The sequence below is a fragment of the Pseudoalteromonas sp. T1lg65 genome (genome assembly GCF_051930985.1).
In the GTDB taxonomy this organism is placed as follows: Bacteria; Pseudomonadota; Gammaproteobacteria; order Enterobacterales; family Alteromonadaceae; genus Pseudoalteromonas.
Window position 1 is genome coordinate 1403347 of sequence record NZ_CP196837.1, and the last position, 14938, is coordinate 1418284.

Sequence of the window (14938 nt, forward strand, 5' to 3'; positions counted from 1 at the left end):
AACGCCTTCATTTTGTGAAGGCGTTTTTGTTTTAAGCTAACAGACTTTTATTGAGGCGTAAGAGTCGGGATAAATTGGGGGGCTTTTCTCGCATTACTAAGTTGCTCAAATGCATAGGCAACTTCAATCAGCTTCGCTTCAGAGTAAGCACGCCCAAAAAATGAAATACCTAATGGCAGCGATTTGTGAAAAGCCATTGGCACAGTGACACTTGGATAACCTGCAATGGCAGCTGGCGATGATGAAGCCGCTGAAAAGTTATCACCGTTTACAATATCAATGCTCCATGCAGGCGTATTGGTTGGTGCTATCAAGGCGTCAAGTTGATTTTCAAGCATGACCTTGTCGATGCCTTCTTTGCGTCCATACTTTTCAACAGTCGCCTGTGCGTCTAGATAGCTTTTATCACTTCGAGGGCCTTTATTCGCAGCTTCTTGAACTAAGAATTGATCAAAATATTTAAGACTTTCGGTGTCTTGCTGGTTAAACGCGATCAATTGCTCAATGCTTTTCACTGTCACTTGTTTTGGTGTCGTGGCCAGATATGCATTTAAATCGTGTTTAAAGTCATAAAGTAAGATATCGAACTCAGCACCTCTTAGCGTTTCAGCTTCGGGTAGTTCGATTCCGTCGACGATAATCGCGCCTTGAGATTTCATCAGCGCCACAGCCTCATTAAACTTGTTTTGCACTGCAGCTGGAAACTGAGCTACATGCGTGGTAACGCCGATACGTTTACCTTTTAAGCTGGCTTGATTTAGATTTGCTGTATAGTCAACAGAGTCGCTACTTTTGGTAACTAGGCTGTTAAGCAACAATGCTGCGCCTTTGACTGTTTTTGCCATCGGTCCAGCGGTGTCCTGGCTATGACTGATAGGAACGATACCTTCGCCGGAAATCAGCCCGACGGTTGGCTTTATCCCGACAATACCGTTATTAGAAGCAGGACATACAATGGAACCATCAGTTTCGGTACCTACTGCAAATAAGCTCAGACTTGCAGCAACCGCGACGGCTGATCCTGAGCTTGAACCACATGGACTGCGGTCAAGCACATGTGGGTTTTTGGTTTGACCGCCAAGAGTGCTATAACCGCTGGAGCTAAAGCTTGACTTAAAGTTTGCCCATTCACTTAAATTAGCTTTGCCTATGATAATGGCTCCGGCTTGTTCAAGTTGCTGTACGAGTGGTGCGGCAGTTGCTTTTACGTTGTATTGCAACGCCTTTGCTCCTGCAGTGGTTGCAAGTGGGGCTCGTGTGTCAATATTGTCTTTTAAAACCACAGGTAGGCCATGTAAAGGCCCGCGAGATTTCCCTGCGGCAAGTTCTTCGTCTAGCTTTTTTGCCAGCTTAAGGGCTTCAGGGTTAATGGCAATAATGGCATTCAGTTTGGGTCCAGCATCATCCAATTTAGCGATCTGGTCGAGATAAAACTGGGTCAGTTCAACGGCTGAAACCTGCTTATTAATAATTTTTTGTTGCAGGGTGGGTGCATCCAAAGCTGTGAAGTCTATAGCATTTACAGTGCCGGCAAAGGCCATGGCAACGCAGAGTAGAGATTGTTTAAGCATAAGTTGTTTTGTTTATTATTTCGGTAAACCAGTTATTTCACGTTGGTCAGCAAGGGTCAAGACAATAGCGTTAATTCGCTGAACAGAACGAAAAAGCAAAAAGGACACCTGAGTGTACATTGACTGGTTTATAATACTGATGTCGAGCAAAGTTAGAGCCGCTGAACATCCGCTTTAGTCGACGAAGTTCAATGGTAATAAAAAGCTCTTAAATAACAATAATATCCATATTGGAGAATACAACATGAATACCCCTTGGCTGGCTCAAGAGCTATTTTCATTTGGCAAGTTTTCTTTGCAGGTTGGTGAAGCCCTGTCATTTTGTGTGGTTATCGTCGTCACTTTGCTGATCTCTAAGTTTCTGCGCATTGCCTTTAAACGGCTTGCATCTCGTCAAGGTGTTATCGAGCACACGTCAGCGTATGTGATTGGTCGGATAATTCACTACATCGTGTTATTTATCGGGATGATTGTCGCCCTGACCGCGTTGGGTATCGAGTTGACCGAGCTGGCTTTGGTAGCCAGTGCTCTAGGGGTGGGCATTGGCCTCGGTTTACAAGGTTTGGTAAATAATTTCGTCTCAGGTCTGGTATTGCTGTTAGAAAAGACGGTCAAAGTAGGGGATTTTATAGAATTGAGTGAAGGTGTTGTTGGCGAAGTGATTGCCATTCATATGCGGGCAACTTGGATAAGGACGAATGACAATGTGGACCTGTTGATCCCCAATTCAGAATTGGTTTCGACTATGGTCACCAATTGGACCATGTCAGACAAATATCGCCGCTTTCGTATTCCTTTTTCAGTGGCTTATGGCAGCGATAAAGATAAAGTCCGTATCGCAACCTTGGAAGCGGCTAAAAATGTGCAGTACACACTGGATTCTCCGGGTAGAGAGCCAACGGTTTGGATGAACGGTTTTGGCGATAGCAGCTTAAACTTTGTGCTGGGTGTTTGGGTCGAACCTGAACAGGTTAAAAGGCCAACAGCGCTAGTTTCTGATTACTTGTGGGCTATTGATGATGCCTTCAGGAAACACCATATTGAGATCCCATTTCCACAACGGGATCTCCATTTGCGCAGTGGCTTTGTTGCTGATAAACCTACTGAATAACCTTAACCACACGCTGTGGGAATGGAATTTCAATATCGGCATTTTTAATCGCACTGAATACGGCTTGGTTGATCTCTAATTTCGTTTCAACCAAGGCCGTGGTAGGTACCCAATATCGATAGCTCAACACGACGGCACTGTCAGCAAACTGTTCAATTCCCACTTGAGGTTTAGGGTCCATGGTGACCTTTGAATGGTCAGTAAGAACTTGTACTATCAGCGACAAGGCCTGCTTATAATCAGCATCATAGGCTATCCCGATTTCACCTTTGATCAATGAGTTTGCAAATGAGTTATGTAGCACTTCGCCGATGATATGCTTGTTGGGGATGGTGATTTCTACTTTATCTTCGTTGATTAATGTAGTGTGACCAAGTTCTATCATTTTTACTTGACCACTCACTCCTTTTATATTGATGGTGTCGCCGATGACAAAGGGCCGAGTCGCAATTATTGCCAACCCCGCACCATAGTTAGACAGCATGCCCTGCAATGCCAAACCTGCACCCAGCGAGGCCGCACCAATCGCTGCGACAAAAGGGGTGATACTTATCCCGACCTTACCGAGCGCGATAACCACAAACATGGCAATCACTAGCACTTTAACCAAGTTGCTAAAAAAGTTTGTTAGCGCAGGGTCGATACGATGCTTAAGCATCAGTTTTTCTGTAGTGTTAGAGAGCTTTTTAGATAACCACAGGCCAAACAAAAAAATGACAATCGCCGCAAGCAGTTGAAAGCTGTAGGTTACTAAATAGTCACGAATTAACGTGTAGTACTTTTCAATTTGTGCAATTTCTTGGTTGATCACATGAGTTCCTTAAAATAGGGTAATGGTGCTGAGCCAATGATAAAACATAGGCACCCATAATGCAGTTATTAAGGTGCTAATGGTCATCGTCGCAGAGGCAAATGCTCCTGCGATTGGATGATGTTCCAATGCCGCTGCAGTGCCAATGGCATGGCAAGAAATACCCAGCGCAGACCCTTTGGCTTGCGGCTGTTTAACACCCAAGAGCGATAATAATGCAATGCCAAATACACCGCCAAACACGCCAATTAAAATGACCATGATGGCTGCAACTGCGGGTATTCCACCTAATAACTCAGTTATTAACAAGGTAATTGGCGTAGTAACAGAAAGCGCAGCCATTGAAGCACTGATAGCCTCTGGGGCTGCAAACCAACGACACAATAAAAACGCGCTTAGGGTTGCAACAGAGATACCCACCCAGCTGCATAAGCACAATGAGAGAAATACCGGTTTAATACGATGAAACTGCGTGTACAGCGGGTAGGCTAACGCAACGACAGCGGGCTCAAGCAAATAATGAATTGGCATAGTCGCCATTTGGTAATCTAGGTACTTTAAATCAAACAGTAAAATTGCAGATGAAATGACCACAATACACAGTAAAACAGGGTTTAATAAAGCGATAGGCCAGTGTTGGTATAACTTGCGTGCAGCGATAAATAGCAGCACAGTAACAGGTGTCGCTATCAGCCATTCAATCACGAAACTTTACCCTGACAACTAATTTGCTCAGTATGACTAGGCCAATAATAGGCACGCCCAAAAGCAGTAATACAAACAAACCTAGATGGTTAGAAAATAGTTCGACATGTTCTACTAAGCCAACACCTGCCGGGATAAAAAACAGCGCCATATACTTTAATATAGGTTCAGCAGCGGGGGCTAACCAGTGTGGTTTTACAACCCCAGTTGTCAGTAACGTAAGTAGCAACAACATGCCTAAAATTGCCGCAGGAAAGGTAAGCGAAAATACCTTAACAGCAAGCTTTGCCGTGGCTAAACAACTGACTATCAGCAAAAAAGCAAATGCAAATCTACCAAGTAGTTTTATGGAATGTGGCATATCCGATTATGTTCACTGTGTGTTTAACTAACAAGTAGTGTACCGTGTTGATTAAAAGACGCTACGCGACTTTATGCGCAATAACACTACCATCTCTTTCTAGGATTAAATGGCTTCTTCGTTTCAGCACTGGCATTGGCCATGGCGATACGGGTATTTTTATTCATCAGCAGCTTTATCTGGGCCCATGTTTCCAGCCATAAAAGGCGACGAGAGGGCGGAGTGTAAGCGCGGCGGTAAATTTTCTTGATTGCTGCGATGGCATCGGGTGAGCGAGACTCGAACTGTTTCAGCATGCGTGCTACTGCTGTGTCGACATCATCGCATAATTCGGTGATTAAGCCGATTTCCAAAGCTTTTTTTGCAGATATGCGTTCTGCATGCAAACTCATAAGTAATGCTTGATCTTTATTTACGGTTGCAGGGAGCAACAAGCTGGCGCCCATATCTGGACACAATCCCCATTTGGCTTCCATAATGGCCAATTGTGCAGTGTGATCGGCTAGTCTGAAGTCGGCTCCAAGCGCGATATGGCATCCGCCACCCAAGCAATTGCCCTGCAATACTGCAATCACTGGAACTGGGAGTTTCTGCCAACCAAGTACCACTCGTTGGACTAAATTTGCGTTTCCGGGCAGCCATTTAAACAGCAATTTTAAGATGTTAGTTGGTTTTGCCATAACGCTTTTTACATCTAGACCTGCGCTAAAGTGTTCACCATCACCTCGAACCACGACTGCGCGAACAGCTTTGTCGTTACTAATACGTTTGATCACTTTGTCTAATTCTACAAACATTTCGAACGACAGGGCGTTTTGTTTTTCTTTTCTGCTGAGGGTCACAAAAGCGACTTGATCTTCAACCTTGAACTGGATCATTACCTAACGACTCCGTTGTTTTTGTTTATGAGAGTAGAGTTTTAGCTCTAAAATGCAATATTTTAATGCACTTAATCGAATTTTTTTGCCGATATGTCGATTGGTATTATTTAAGTTTGCAAAGAGTTTGTTATCATTCCAGCATATTTGCAAATGAAGGTATAGGTTCATGTCAGCAAGACTATGTTCCATTGAGGACGCCGCGCATCAGGCCTACGATATTTTTTTAGAACTCGCACCAGATAATTTATCAGAAGATGACATCGAAGTGTTTAATGAACACCGAGAAGAACGCGGGTTTATTGAAGAAGGCGAACCTGACGAGAGTTGGGGAGATTTGGTCGCATTCGAACAAGAGGCAGAACCGGAACACTTTGTGCAGGTGCTTGTTGGTCTTGAGTTTGATGACACAGATAAAGTCTATGCAAAGATACTCATAAGTCGTGATATGGATGCACCGTTTTGTCATATCGTATGGAAGCAGTCTTAACTCAATAATGTAGTTGTGGTTTTTGTGCAGTATATAAACCTCTTTTGTTTTTGCGCTGCGGCGGCTGTTTCAACCAAAGCCAGCGCAACCGATCCATTTGAAGATTTTCACTCATACGGAGATTTACCTGACGATGAAATCCATCAACAGCACCAAGGTGAGCTACTTTACGGTGACGTTGAATTTGGTTTAAGCCTGCATCAGGGGAATACTAAAAACACCTCGTTCAAGCTTAAAAGTAATCTCTATCAAGATTTAACCCATTGGCGAAATCAGTTTAAGTTTGATGGACTTTATCGCAGAGAGAAAAATACCGACACCGGCGACGAGGACGTTTCTGCGGCAAGATACTTTACTTCAGGACAAGCGAACTACAAACTGGGTGACGAAAAAGCGTCGTTCTTTGTTTATGGTGACTTTGAAAAAGACCGCTTTAATGGTAAAGAATACACGGCAACGTTCGCATTGGGGTATGGAAATCGCGTCTTTGAAGGCAGAAAGAACACTGTAGACATTGATATCGGTCCGGGTTTTTCGGTATCGAAAATCGATGATGAAGAAGTACTGGCTGAGGGAGAAGAACGGACGCAAACGGGTTCATTAGTGCGTTTTGCAATGCAATGGCAACGGATCGTTTCTAAGCGAACGCGTTTCAATCAAGATGTCAGTTATGAGCGCTCGTTATCAGGACTCAACTCGAGGTTATTTGCTGAATCTTCATTGGTTACTCAAGTCATCGGTGGTGTTGCACTAAAATTCGGCTTTACCTACCGATACAATTCAAAACCTGAAGCTGATAAAGAAAAAGTGGATACAGAATTGGGTGCAACCTTAGTTTACAGCTTTAACTAACCCTCTCGGGTATCACAGAGGAATTATGTATAAAAATACTCAATTGGCTTGGATTATCTGGATTTTCCTTGCGTTTATCGCTTCATTTACTGGCCTTGCTATTGCATTGATTGGCAGCAACGGTGCGTTTATCGCATTTTTGATTATCTTATTGATAGTTGGATTTATCTTTTATGGCTTAACGGTAGAGGTTGATTCGCAACAACAAGTACTACGCTGGTGGTTTGGTCCTCGCGTTGCCAAAGTCGAATTAAAATTCGATGATATCGATTATGTTCAGCCAGTAGAAAATTCATTACGCCATGGTATCGGTATGCGCATAAGCCATGATGGTTGGGTTTATACCGTCGGTGGTTTTAAAGCCGTTGAAGTGGTGATGCTGGACGGCACAAAATACCGAGTTGGTACTAATGATCAGGAAAGGCTGATAGAAGCCCTTGACTCGAAGCTGGTCTGTGAAAATACCAATAACCAAGAAGTCACGTAGCTAAATTCAACATATAAAACAATGAAAAAGGGAAGTTATAGCTTCCCTTTTTTTGAGATTGGTTTTTACTTATTATTTATATTTTTGGGTATGTGAGGTAGTCTAATCTTTTATTCAGCTTAAAAGGAATTTACGCGTTATGAGAGTATGTATACTGATATTTTTGACGCTATTTTATTCTGCTTTAACCACTGCAAATCAATAAAGTGTCAGAAATTGCTCAGAGTCTCCTGAGAGTGAAGTGCTTGAAATCTTTCTAAGTAAGAGTGAATTGGATTGGGCGCGACTTAAGTTCTCTCAGTTTCTAGAAACCGGTAAAATTCAAGGTACATCACCGCTCAAAAAGTACTGAGCTTCTTCAAGTGTTGCTGCTTGGGAAGATATTGGTAACGGCTGGAAGTTAAACTCAGTCATTATGTTGATCCAGAAAGAGTTTCCACCATCAGCTAAACTAAGTGAAGGACTAGAAGGCACAAATGTTGTCGCTTTTGGCGCCTATATTGACGATGACCAAGCACTTGCTGTCGAGCCAAGTTGGCCTAGGACAATGATTGCAGGTATGCCCTTAAATGTTCTAAAAAATACTTTGCAAGGTGGCTATTTTGATGTGACTGAATTACCGCAGTGTCTTTATGATGCGTTAGATACACATTTCCCTAAAGTTGTATGGAATTATGATGGAAAGGTGCACAGTGCAACTGGTAGTGTAACACCTAGTTTCGTAGGAGTACCGTTAATAGGGGAGAATATTGATTCTGACAGTCGATATCGATGTAAACATATTTATTATGATTGGAAAGACACTGCGCTATTCGCATTCTACGGCTCGTGTCTTAAATAAATAAAAGGCGATTTTGGTCGCCTTTTGGCTACCTAGCTATTAGTGATCGTGGCCGCAGCCGCCTTCACTGTGTACATGTCCATGCGCTAGTTCTTCGGCTGTTGCCTCACGCACGTCAACCACTTCGACATCAAATGCCAAAGTGATGCCTGAAAGCGGATGGTTGCCGTCTACAATCACGTCGTCTTCTTCAATACCGATAATCACAACAACTTGATCGCCTTCGTCAGTGGTCGCTCTAAATTGCATACCAATCTCAATTTCCATGCCTTCAAACATAGACTTTGGAACAGCTTGAGTCAGCTCATCGTGACGCTCTCCGTAGCCTTCTTCAGGCTCAACGGTAATGCTAAATGTGTCACCCGCTTTTTTGCCTTGCAGTGCATTTTCAAGACCAGGAATTAAATAGCCTGTGCCGATGATCACCTCTAAAGGCGCTTCATCGAACGTGCTGTCGATGGTGTTGTTGTCTTTGTCTTGAACTGAGTAGTGTAATTTTACTACGGAGTTTGGAGCAATAATCATATGCGGTTCCGTTAATTGTCTTCTAAAGAATAAGGCAGAGGTGCCAACGTGAGCTCTACCTGTGGTGAATTTTTGGCGCGTAATTTCGCCTCTTGCTCGGTGTCATTTGGCATTACTGCTAAAGCGTAATAAGTTTGCGCAGCGGGATCAAATGTTTGATGGATCACTTTACCCGATCTTCGCCAAGAATCGCCAAGTTGAACTTCAATATCAGTTTCCGTTAATGCTTCAGTCGTTTTGCCTGACACGATGTACATCGCGCGTTTGTTTTTACCTAAGTAGCGCATACGTGCGACGGTTTCTTGGCCTGTGTAGCAGCCTTTTTTAAAGCTAATACCAGCAAGCGCCTGTAAGTTTACCATTTGTGGCACAAACTCATCGATATGATTTTCATCTAGCTGTGGTTCACCCGCCAAAATGGACTTTGCGATAAAAGGTGTGGCGTCAACTTCGAGAGCGAGGCTATCTGGTAATGCAACATCGTTGAATAACACGGCAAGTACACGTTCGTCATCTAGCACCAATATTTTACCGTCACTAAAGGTAAAGGCATTGCCTGGCTCTGATTGGCTTGCACCAAAAGCGGCAATGACGCTTGTAAGGTCATTACAAATTAAGCCAAAGACTTGAGCTTGGCTTAATGTAATTTCAACTTTGGCAAAGACACCGTATTTCTTTAGCTCTCTGGTTGAAGCTTCGATTTCACTTTTGCTACCTAACAGATGAAAGCCGTCAGCATATTTGAATATCCGACCAACGCTCCAGAGTTTTCCCTTAGGTGAGCAGTGACCACTCCACATGAAATTATCGTCGTGGATCAGATTAATATCTTGAGTTACTTGGCCGTGTAAATAACTTAATTTTTCTTGGCCAGTAAGGCTAACTACCTGATGTGAGAGCTTAAAAGCGCGTGCAATCGACATGAAAATGATCCCTGTTAAATAGTTTGCTGAATTTTACCTTATATTTGAATGGGGATATAGCGTTGTAACTTCAACAGCTGAGACGTTTTAATTAATCGCTTAGCGTCGTCAGAATGTCGGTTTACTGTTTATCTGTTGACGAAAGACCGTCTAGATAAGATATAATTTTGTTATTCAACTTTCAGGAGTATATGAAATTATGCGCGAACTACTTCCTAAGGCTCGTATTAAATGGGCATGCCGAAGAGGCATGTTAGAGCTTGATGTGATCTTAGAGCCTTTCGTTGAGCAAGCTTACGACGCGTTGTCAGATGAAGATAAGTTTGTTTTCCAGCGTTTAGTCACAGTGGAAGATCCAGATTTGTTCGCTTGGTTTATGGGACATGAAAAGTGCCCGGACCCAGAGCTGAGTAACATGGTGCAGTTTATTCTTGGCCGTATCCGCGTTTAGAATCAGATTTGAAAACAATACATTAGACCACAAACCCATTGTGGTCTTATTTTTTGCATTGTTACTTATTTGCATATTGATAGCCCCAAAAGTGTGGTGGTTCAGTTTGCTAGTGTGTGCACTGAGCGGCTATATCACGACAAAAAAAATCAATCAACAAATGCCAATAGTAGGCGAACTCATTGCGGTGCTAAGCGATCGTTATGTCGAGATCCATAGTGATACCGTTTTGCGTGGGCAAATCATTAACAGCACGCTGTGGTTCAATTGTTTACTCGAGATGCGTGTAAAAACCGAGTCGCGCACGAAACAAGCGATGTGGTTAAATAAAAATGCCGTAACAGAGTCGGATTGGCGTAGGTTGATACGAGAAATGAACACGCAGTAATAACAGCGTGGTCCACTACCGAAGTAATGGACCATAGACGTTTATACTTAGCGGATCGGTGTAAGTATTGTCGGAGTCGGATTGTCGCTGGCCTCTGGATAATCAAGTGTATAATGCAGACCTCGACTTTCTTTTCGTTCTAAGGCGCTACGAATAATCAGTTCGGCAACCTGAACAAGGTTTCTTAACTCAAGTAGATTATTGCTGACTCTAAAGTTTGCATAGTACTCATGTATTTCTTGTTGCAATAATTCAACGCGACGAAGGGCACGTTCTAATCGTTTGGTTGAACGAACAATACCGACATAGTCCCACATAAACAGTCGCAATTCGTGCCAATTATGTGTGATGACGACCTCTTCATCGGAGTCACTGACACGGCTTTCGTCCCAATCTGGTAGCGTGCCAGGAGCCGGCATAGCATCCAGCTTACCCAGGATATCTTTGGCGGCAGCATGTGCAAACACAATACATTCAAGCAATGAGTTACTGGCCATACGGTTAGCACCGTGTAATCCGGTGTAGGCGACTTCTCCAATCGCATACAAATTGTCGATATCAGTGCGGCCATTGAAGTCGGTCATCACGCCACCACAGGTGTAATGCGCTGCAGGTACGACAGGAATGGGGTCTTTGGTAATATCTAAACCAACGCTTAAGCATTTGGCGTAAATCGTAGGGAAGTGTTCAATAATGAACTCTTTTTCTTTGTGAGAGATATCAAGATAAACACAATTCGCACCTAGACGCTTCATTTCATAATCAATTGCACGAGCCACAACATCCCGAGGCGCTAATTCTTCTCGTTCGTCAAAATCAGGCATAAAGCGAGTCCCATCAGGGCGTTTCAGTAGTGCACCTTCACCACGCATTGCTTCGGTGATTAAAAAGTTTTGTAACTCAGGGTGATACAAGCTAGTCGGATGAAATTGGTTGAACTCCATATTGGCAACACGACATCCTGCACGCCAAGCCATCGCGATACCATCGCCAGAAGAGACATCAGGGTTCGAGGTGTAAAGGTACACTTTACTTGCACCGCCAGTAGCTAGTGCGACAAATTTCGCAGAAATAGTCTCGACACGCTCATTTTTACGATTGTAGACATACACCCCTTTTATTGGCGGCTCTGAGTCGTCTTTGCCTTTGATTAGGTCGATGGCGTTGTACTGTTCAAGTAGTTGAATGTTCTTGTGGCTTTGTACTTGGCTTATCAGGGTTGTTTGTACTGCTTTGCCTGTTGCATCCGCTGCATGGAGGATACGACGATGGCTATGTCCGCCTTCTCTAGTTAGGTGGAAACGCTCCTTTCCTTTGCTGTCAATTTCCATATCAAATGGCACGCCCTGCTCAATGAGCCACTTCAGACAAGCCTTTGCATTTGAAGCCGTGTAATGCACGGCTGCGCGATCACACAAACCGGCGCCAGCCGCCAACGTATCTTCGACATGCGACTCAATGCTGTCATTTTTTTTGTCGAAAACCGCGGCAATCCCACCTTGCGCGTACAGTGTTGAACCTTCTTTCAATGCGCCTTTGCTGATCACTGTCACTTTGCAATGATTAGCAAGCGACAGGGCTAAAGAGAGCCCAGCCGCGCCGCTACCGATTATCACGACATCGGTTGAATGGTGAGTTGTTTGTTTCATGGTATGGAAGTCTTAACTTTTTTTCGTTGAACTCTGTTATTTATATCACATCTGCTATCATTGGGAGCATCTAAACTTGTGCCTTGATGCGTTATCACAAAAATGTGATTTTAATAATATTAAGATGACTGATTTAACTGAAGTTACGTACGCTAGCATTAATTAATTCAGCTATTTTAAAAAAAAATTAAAAAAAACAGAACTTTTTCTTTAGTGACCAGTCAGAGTAGCTGTAAATGATGGCAACAAGGCACGATATTAAAAATAAAAAGAGGAGTACCGGCTCGAATGAGCGAGCAGGATTTTGACTTAAATATAGTTAAACGCGTTCAGCAGGGAGATAAAAACGCTTTCAACCTGTTAGTTGCCAAATATCAAAATAAGGTTGCAGCACTGATTTCACGTTATGTGTCAAATCATGGTGATGTAGCAGATGTGGCGCAAGAGACTTTTATCAAGGCGTATCGCGCGCTCCCCAACTTTAGAGGGGAAAGTGCCTTTTACACTTGGTTGTACAGAATAGCGGTTAACTGTTCAAAGAACTATTTGGTGGCGCAAGGTAGAAAACCACCTGCAAATGATGTCGATGCGGAAGAAGCAGAGTTTTATGACGGAGCTGAGCAGCTCAGGTCAAATGCTTCTCCAGAAAGTTTATTGTTGAGTGATGAAATAAAAGCAGTGATCTTCAATACCATAGATAAACTGCCAGATGACTTAAAAACAGCGATAACGCTAAGAGAAGTTGAAGGCATGAGTTATGAAGAAATCGCTGTGATTATGGACTGTCCGGTAGGCACAGTTCGCTCAAGAATTTTCCGCGCAAGGGAAGCGATAGATAACAATTTGAACCCATTAATAGGTGAATCTTAATATGGCACAAACTGAGTATAAAGTGACAGAAGATCAAACCACATCTTGTATTTTAGATGATGATTTGTCATTGACCCCAAACTCAGAAAGCAGGTTTGATGAGAAAAAGTTCTCTCGATATGCATTGATTGGTGATGTTATGCGTACCGAGAAACAGCAGGGCCCTTGTATTGATATCACGTCGAGTTTTGCGCAGGCTTTAGCCGACGAAAAACCACATACTATGGTTAAAAATGATGATGTAGAAGCAAAACCAGCACAAAACGTAATTGCGCTTGGTGCTTGGCGAAAGCCATTTGCTCAGGTGGCGATTGCTGCAAGTGTGTCATTATTCGCAATCATGGGAGTAAACACCTTAGGAACGTCAAACAATATGCAGCCGCAAAACGGGCTTCCTCAACTTCAGTCTACTCCTTTTGCTGGAGGCGTATCTCCGGTGAGCTTTTCATCGGAACAGCCTGCGCTAGAATCTGCGGCCAAAGGCATACGAGAGCTACAACAGCAAAGGATTGGTGCATTAGTACTTGAGCATCAGCGCCAATCTCGTATGGCAGCTGTGCTACAAAAAGATGAAGACCGTGAAAACAAAGAGGACGAAGCTAAGTAAATGAGAACACTGCTAGTCGTATTAAGTGTATTTTTCTCATCTGTAGTTTGGGCCGATGAACTCGTATCGGCCAAACAATTACTTAAAGATATGGCCAGTGCGGTCGAGCGGCGTAATTTTGATGCATCGTTTGTTGTTGTGAAAGGTAATGCTATGGAACCATATCGGTGGTTACATGGCATTGAAGACGACAAAGAACTGGAGTTGCTAAGCTTGCTCAATGGCGCAGGCTTGGAAATCGTTAGAGTTGACGATAAAGTCACTTATTTTGAACCGCAATCAGAACCATACACTATTCACTCTCCCTCAATATCAGGGCCAATTCCAGAAGTGTTATTTCAAGACATCGAATCGTTACAAGCAAACTATGATTTTGTACTTGGCGGTAAAGGTCGTATTGTTAATCGCCCCGCGCAACTGGTTCGGTTAGAAGCGAAAGACGATAACAAATATAACTATTGGCTGTGGATTGATACTGAGTCGGCGTTGTTACTCAAGGCTGCTTATGTGAATCAAAACGGAGAGCTTTTAGAGCAACTTCAGCTTACGCACATAACGGTTTCTGAAAACCCAGTGAGCCAGTTAAGTGAGTTGCTACAAAGAGACTTTCCTGAACCAATCACACAGATTTTAAATGCTAGTGAAACGTCGGCTCAAAGTAATTGGCAAATTGGATGGTTACCTCAAGGCTTTGAACTGCTAAAATCTGACAGACATAAGTTAGATTTGAACAATGAATTAGCAGACTACTATTTATTTTCTGATGGTCTTGTAGACATTTCTGTTTTTGTACAAAGACCGCTGCCTGGACAGCGCCCTAGTGGAGCGCTAACTTCTGGGGCGACGACAGTGTACGTTCACAACACTAGTGCGTATGACGTTTCTGTCGTTGGTAACATCCCGGCTGCAACAGCAAAGGCAATAGCAGAGTCTGTTAAAAGACCTTTATGATTGAACAAACACTGACTGTTGCGTCTGTTAAGGGCGCAACAGTATATCTTCAAGCTGAACCCAAACCCGCGTGTGCAGGCTGTAACGGGAAGTGCGGCTCACAAGTTTTTGCTAAGCTTTTTGGCACTCACAAAAAACTATTCCCAATTAAACAAACTGAAGTTCCCCTGCAAGTAGGCCAAAAAGTAAAGCTTTCTTTGGACGACTCAGATTTAGTAAAGCATGCCTTTTATATCTATATGTTGCCTTTACTATTTGGTTTTGCAGGAATGTTCGCTGCTTTGTGGTTACAACTGTCGGAAGGGTGGCAAATCTTGTTTGCTTTTGCCTCAGCTGCAATTGGCTTTTTTTTAGCCAAGATGAAAGGGGCTGCCATGAAACATCAAGTGAAAGTGGTAAAAATTTACCCAATTAGCCTATCGATAACGCAAATAGATGGTGATTGTACTAAATAAATTGTAAAATCG

Annotated in this window: 19 protein-coding genes; 11 read left to right on the top strand and 8 right to left on the bottom strand. The window is 43.2% G+C overall.

Going from position 1 to position 14938, the window contains the following annotated elements; genetic code table 11:
• Positions 1 to 47 precede the first annotated feature (47 nt).
• On the bottom strand, positions 48 to 1571 hold the full coding sequence (locus tag ACSLBF_RS06005) for an amidase (RefSeq protein ID WP_440055697.1): 1524 nt from the start codon (positions 1569 to 1571) through the stop codon (positions 48 to 50).
• A gap of 244 nt (positions 1572 to 1815) precedes the next feature.
• Here ACSLBF_RS06005 and ACSLBF_RS06010 point away from each other — a divergent pair, with 244 nt between their 5' ends.
• Positions 1816 to 2682, top strand: a complete 867-nt coding sequence (locus tag ACSLBF_RS06010) for a mechanosensitive ion channel family protein (protein WP_440055698.1) — start codon at positions 1816 to 1818, stop codon at positions 2680 to 2682.
• On the opposite strand, the gene ACSLBF_RS06015 is transcribed toward ACSLBF_RS06010, so the two are convergent.
• The 4 genes from ACSLBF_RS06015 to ACSLBF_RS06030 form a co-directional block, all read right to left on the bottom strand.
• The gene (locus ACSLBF_RS06015; protein WP_440055699.1) at positions 2672 to 3493 is read right to left on the bottom strand and encodes a mechanosensitive ion channel family protein; all 822 of its coding nucleotides are present in this window, start codon (positions 3491 to 3493) and stop codon (positions 2672 to 2674) included. The genes ACSLBF_RS06010 and ACSLBF_RS06015 overlap by 11 nt on opposite strands.
• A gap of 9 nt (positions 3494 to 3502) precedes the next feature.
• Entirely contained in the window at positions 3503 to 4198 is a 696-nt protein-coding gene (locus tag ACSLBF_RS06020; RefSeq protein WP_440055700.1) for an LrgB family protein, read from the bottom strand.
• Positions 4191 to 4559, bottom strand: coding sequence for a CidA/LrgA family protein (locus tag ACSLBF_RS06025; RefSeq protein ID WP_440055701.1), 369 nt, complete (start codon positions 4557 to 4559; stop codon positions 4191 to 4193). Before ACSLBF_RS06025 ends, ACSLBF_RS06020 begins: the two co-directional genes overlap by 8 nt.
• Positions 4560 to 4645: 86 nt before the next feature.
• Entirely contained in the window at positions 4646 to 5437 is a 792-nt protein-coding gene (locus ACSLBF_RS06030) for a crotonase/enoyl-CoA hydratase family protein (RefSeq protein ID WP_440055702.1), read from the bottom strand.
• Positions 5438 to 5606: 169 nt separating this feature from the next.
• On the opposite strand from ACSLBF_RS06030, the gene ACSLBF_RS06035 reads away from it, so the two are divergent.
• The 4 genes from ACSLBF_RS06035 (at position 5607) to ACSLBF_RS06050 (ending at position 8107) form a co-directional block, all read left to right on the top strand.
• The gene (locus ACSLBF_RS06035) at positions 5607 to 5927 is read left to right on the top strand and encodes a DUF440 family protein (protein WP_440055703.1); all 321 of its coding nucleotides are present in this window, start codon (positions 5607 to 5609) and stop codon (positions 5925 to 5927) included.
• A 24-nt stretch (positions 5928 to 5951) separates the two neighbouring features.
• Positions 5952 to 6779, top strand: coding sequence for a DUF481 domain-containing protein (locus tag ACSLBF_RS06040; protein ID WP_440055704.1), 828 nt, complete (start codon positions 5952 to 5954; stop codon positions 6777 to 6779).
• A gap of 25 nt (positions 6780 to 6804) precedes the next feature.
• The gene (locus ACSLBF_RS06045; protein ID WP_440055705.1) at positions 6805 to 7266 is read left to right on the top strand and encodes a hypothetical protein; all 462 of its coding nucleotides are present in this window, start codon (positions 6805 to 6807) and stop codon (positions 7264 to 7266) included.
• 415 nt (positions 7267 to 7681) lie between these two features.
• Complete coding sequence (locus ACSLBF_RS06050) at positions 7682 to 8107, top strand: hypothetical protein (protein WP_440055706.1); 426 nt, start codon at positions 7682 to 7684, stop codon at positions 8105 to 8107.
• A gap of 39 nt (positions 8108 to 8146) precedes the next feature.
• Here ACSLBF_RS06050 and ACSLBF_RS06055 read toward each other — a convergent pair whose 3' ends face one another.
• Positions 8147 to 8632: an FKBP-type peptidyl-prolyl cis-trans isomerase gene (locus ACSLBF_RS06055; protein ID WP_440055707.1), complete on the bottom strand. Its 486-nt coding sequence runs from the start codon at positions 8630 to 8632 to the stop codon at positions 8147 to 8149.
• 11 nt (positions 8633 to 8643) lie between these two features.
• On the bottom strand, positions 8644 to 9555 hold the full coding sequence (gene ygfZ / locus ACSLBF_RS06060) for a CAF17-like 4Fe-4S cluster assembly/insertion protein YgfZ (RefSeq protein WP_440055708.1): 912 nt from the start codon (positions 9553 to 9555) through the stop codon (positions 8644 to 8646).
• Positions 9556 to 9754: 199 nt separating this feature from the next.
• Here ygfZ and ACSLBF_RS06065 point away from each other — a divergent pair, with 199 nt between their 5' ends.
• A complete protein-coding gene (locus ACSLBF_RS06065) occupies positions 9755 to 10006 on the top strand; it encodes a succinate dehydrogenase assembly factor 2 (protein WP_440055709.1) in 252 nt (83 codons plus the stop codon).
• Positions 10007 to 10097: 91 nt separating this feature from the next.
• A complete protein-coding gene (locus ACSLBF_RS06070; RefSeq protein ID WP_440056199.1) occupies positions 10098 to 10394 on the top strand; it encodes a hypothetical protein in 297 nt (98 codons plus the stop codon).
• A 47-nt stretch (positions 10395 to 10441) separates the two neighbouring features.
• Here ACSLBF_RS06070 and nadB read toward each other — a convergent pair whose 3' ends face one another.
• The gene (gene nadB, locus ACSLBF_RS06075) at positions 10442 to 12043 is read right to left on the bottom strand and encodes an L-aspartate oxidase (protein ID WP_440055710.1); all 1602 of its coding nucleotides are present in this window, start codon (positions 12041 to 12043) and stop codon (positions 10442 to 10444) included.
• A gap of 288 nt (positions 12044 to 12331) precedes the next feature.
• On the opposite strand from nadB, the gene rpoE reads away from it, so the two are divergent.
• From rpoE to ACSLBF_RS06095, 4 genes are read left to right on the top strand one after another with little or no spacing between them, the layout of a single operon-like run.
• The gene (gene rpoE / locus ACSLBF_RS06080; RefSeq protein WP_440055711.1) at positions 12332 to 12913 is read left to right on the top strand and encodes an RNA polymerase sigma factor RpoE; all 582 of its coding nucleotides are present in this window, start codon (positions 12332 to 12334) and stop codon (positions 12911 to 12913) included.
• Between the two features lies 1 nt (position 12914).
• Positions 12915 to 13520 (top strand): sigma-E factor negative regulatory protein, encoded by a 606-nt coding sequence (locus ACSLBF_RS06085; protein WP_440055712.1) that lies wholly within the window; start codon positions 12915 to 12917, stop codon positions 13518 to 13520.
• Positions 13521 to 14471, top strand: coding sequence for a MucB/RseB C-terminal domain-containing protein (locus ACSLBF_RS06090; protein WP_440055713.1), 951 nt, complete (start codon positions 13521 to 13523; stop codon positions 14469 to 14471).
• On the top strand, positions 14468 to 14926 hold the full coding sequence (locus ACSLBF_RS06095; protein WP_440055714.1) for a SoxR reducing system RseC family protein: 459 nt from the start codon (positions 14468 to 14470) through the stop codon (positions 14924 to 14926). Before ACSLBF_RS06090 ends, ACSLBF_RS06095 begins: the two co-directional genes overlap by 4 nt.
• Positions 14927 to 14938: the final 12 nt, after the last annotated feature.

What these genes read in the sequence shown, in the direction of transcription:
- ACSLBF_RS06055 (WP_440055707.1), bottom strand. Translation starts at nt 8,632, where the DNA reads ATGATTATTGCTCCAAACTCCGTAGTAAAATTACACTACTCAGTTCAA.
- ACSLBF_RS06035 (WP_440055703.1), top strand. Translation starts at nt 5,607, where the DNA reads ATGTCAGCAAGACTATGTTCCATTGAGGACGCCGCGCATCAGGCCTAC.
- ACSLBF_RS06005 (WP_440055697.1), bottom strand. Translation starts at nt 1,571, where the DNA reads ATGCTTAAACAATCTCTACTCTGCGTTGCCATGGCCTTTGCCGGCACT.
- ACSLBF_RS06050 (WP_440055706.1), top strand. Translation starts at nt 7,682, where the DNA reads ATGTTGATCCAGAAAGAGTTTCCACCATCAGCTAAACTAAGTGAAGGA.
- ACSLBF_RS06045 (WP_440055705.1), top strand. Translation starts at nt 6,805, where the DNA reads ATGTATAAAAATACTCAATTGGCTTGGATTATCTGGATTTTCCTTGCG.
- ACSLBF_RS06085 (WP_440055712.1), top strand. Translation starts at nt 12,915, where the DNA reads ATGGCACAAACTGAGTATAAAGTGACAGAAGATCAAACCACATCTTGT.
- nadB (WP_440055710.1), bottom strand. Translation starts at nt 12,043, where the DNA reads ATGAAACAAACAACTCACCATTCAACCGATGTCGTGATAATCGGTAGC.
- ACSLBF_RS06010 (WP_440055698.1), top strand. Translation starts at nt 1,816, where the DNA reads ATGAATACCCCTTGGCTGGCTCAAGAGCTATTTTCATTTGGCAAGTTT.
- rpoE (WP_440055711.1), top strand. Translation starts at nt 12,332, where the DNA reads ATGAGCGAGCAGGATTTTGACTTAAATATAGTTAAACGCGTTCAGCAG.
- ygfZ (WP_440055708.1), bottom strand. Translation starts at nt 9,555, where the DNA reads ATGTCGATTGCACGCGCTTTTAAGCTCTCACATCAGGTAGTTAGCCTT.
- ACSLBF_RS06025 (WP_440055701.1), bottom strand. Translation starts at nt 4,559, where the DNA reads ATGCCACATTCCATAAAACTACTTGGTAGATTTGCATTTGCTTTTTTG.
- ACSLBF_RS06090 (WP_440055713.1), top strand. Translation starts at nt 13,521, where the DNA reads ATGAGAACACTGCTAGTCGTATTAAGTGTATTTTTCTCATCTGTAGTT.
- ACSLBF_RS06030 (WP_440055702.1), bottom strand. Translation starts at nt 5,437, where the DNA reads ATGATCCAGTTCAAGGTTGAAGATCAAGTCGCTTTTGTGACCCTCAGC.
- ACSLBF_RS06065 (WP_440055709.1), top strand. Translation starts at nt 9,755, where the DNA reads ATGCGCGAACTACTTCCTAAGGCTCGTATTAAATGGGCATGCCGAAGA.
- ACSLBF_RS06095 (WP_440055714.1), top strand. Translation starts at nt 14,468, where the DNA reads ATGATTGAACAAACACTGACTGTTGCGTCTGTTAAGGGCGCAACAGTA.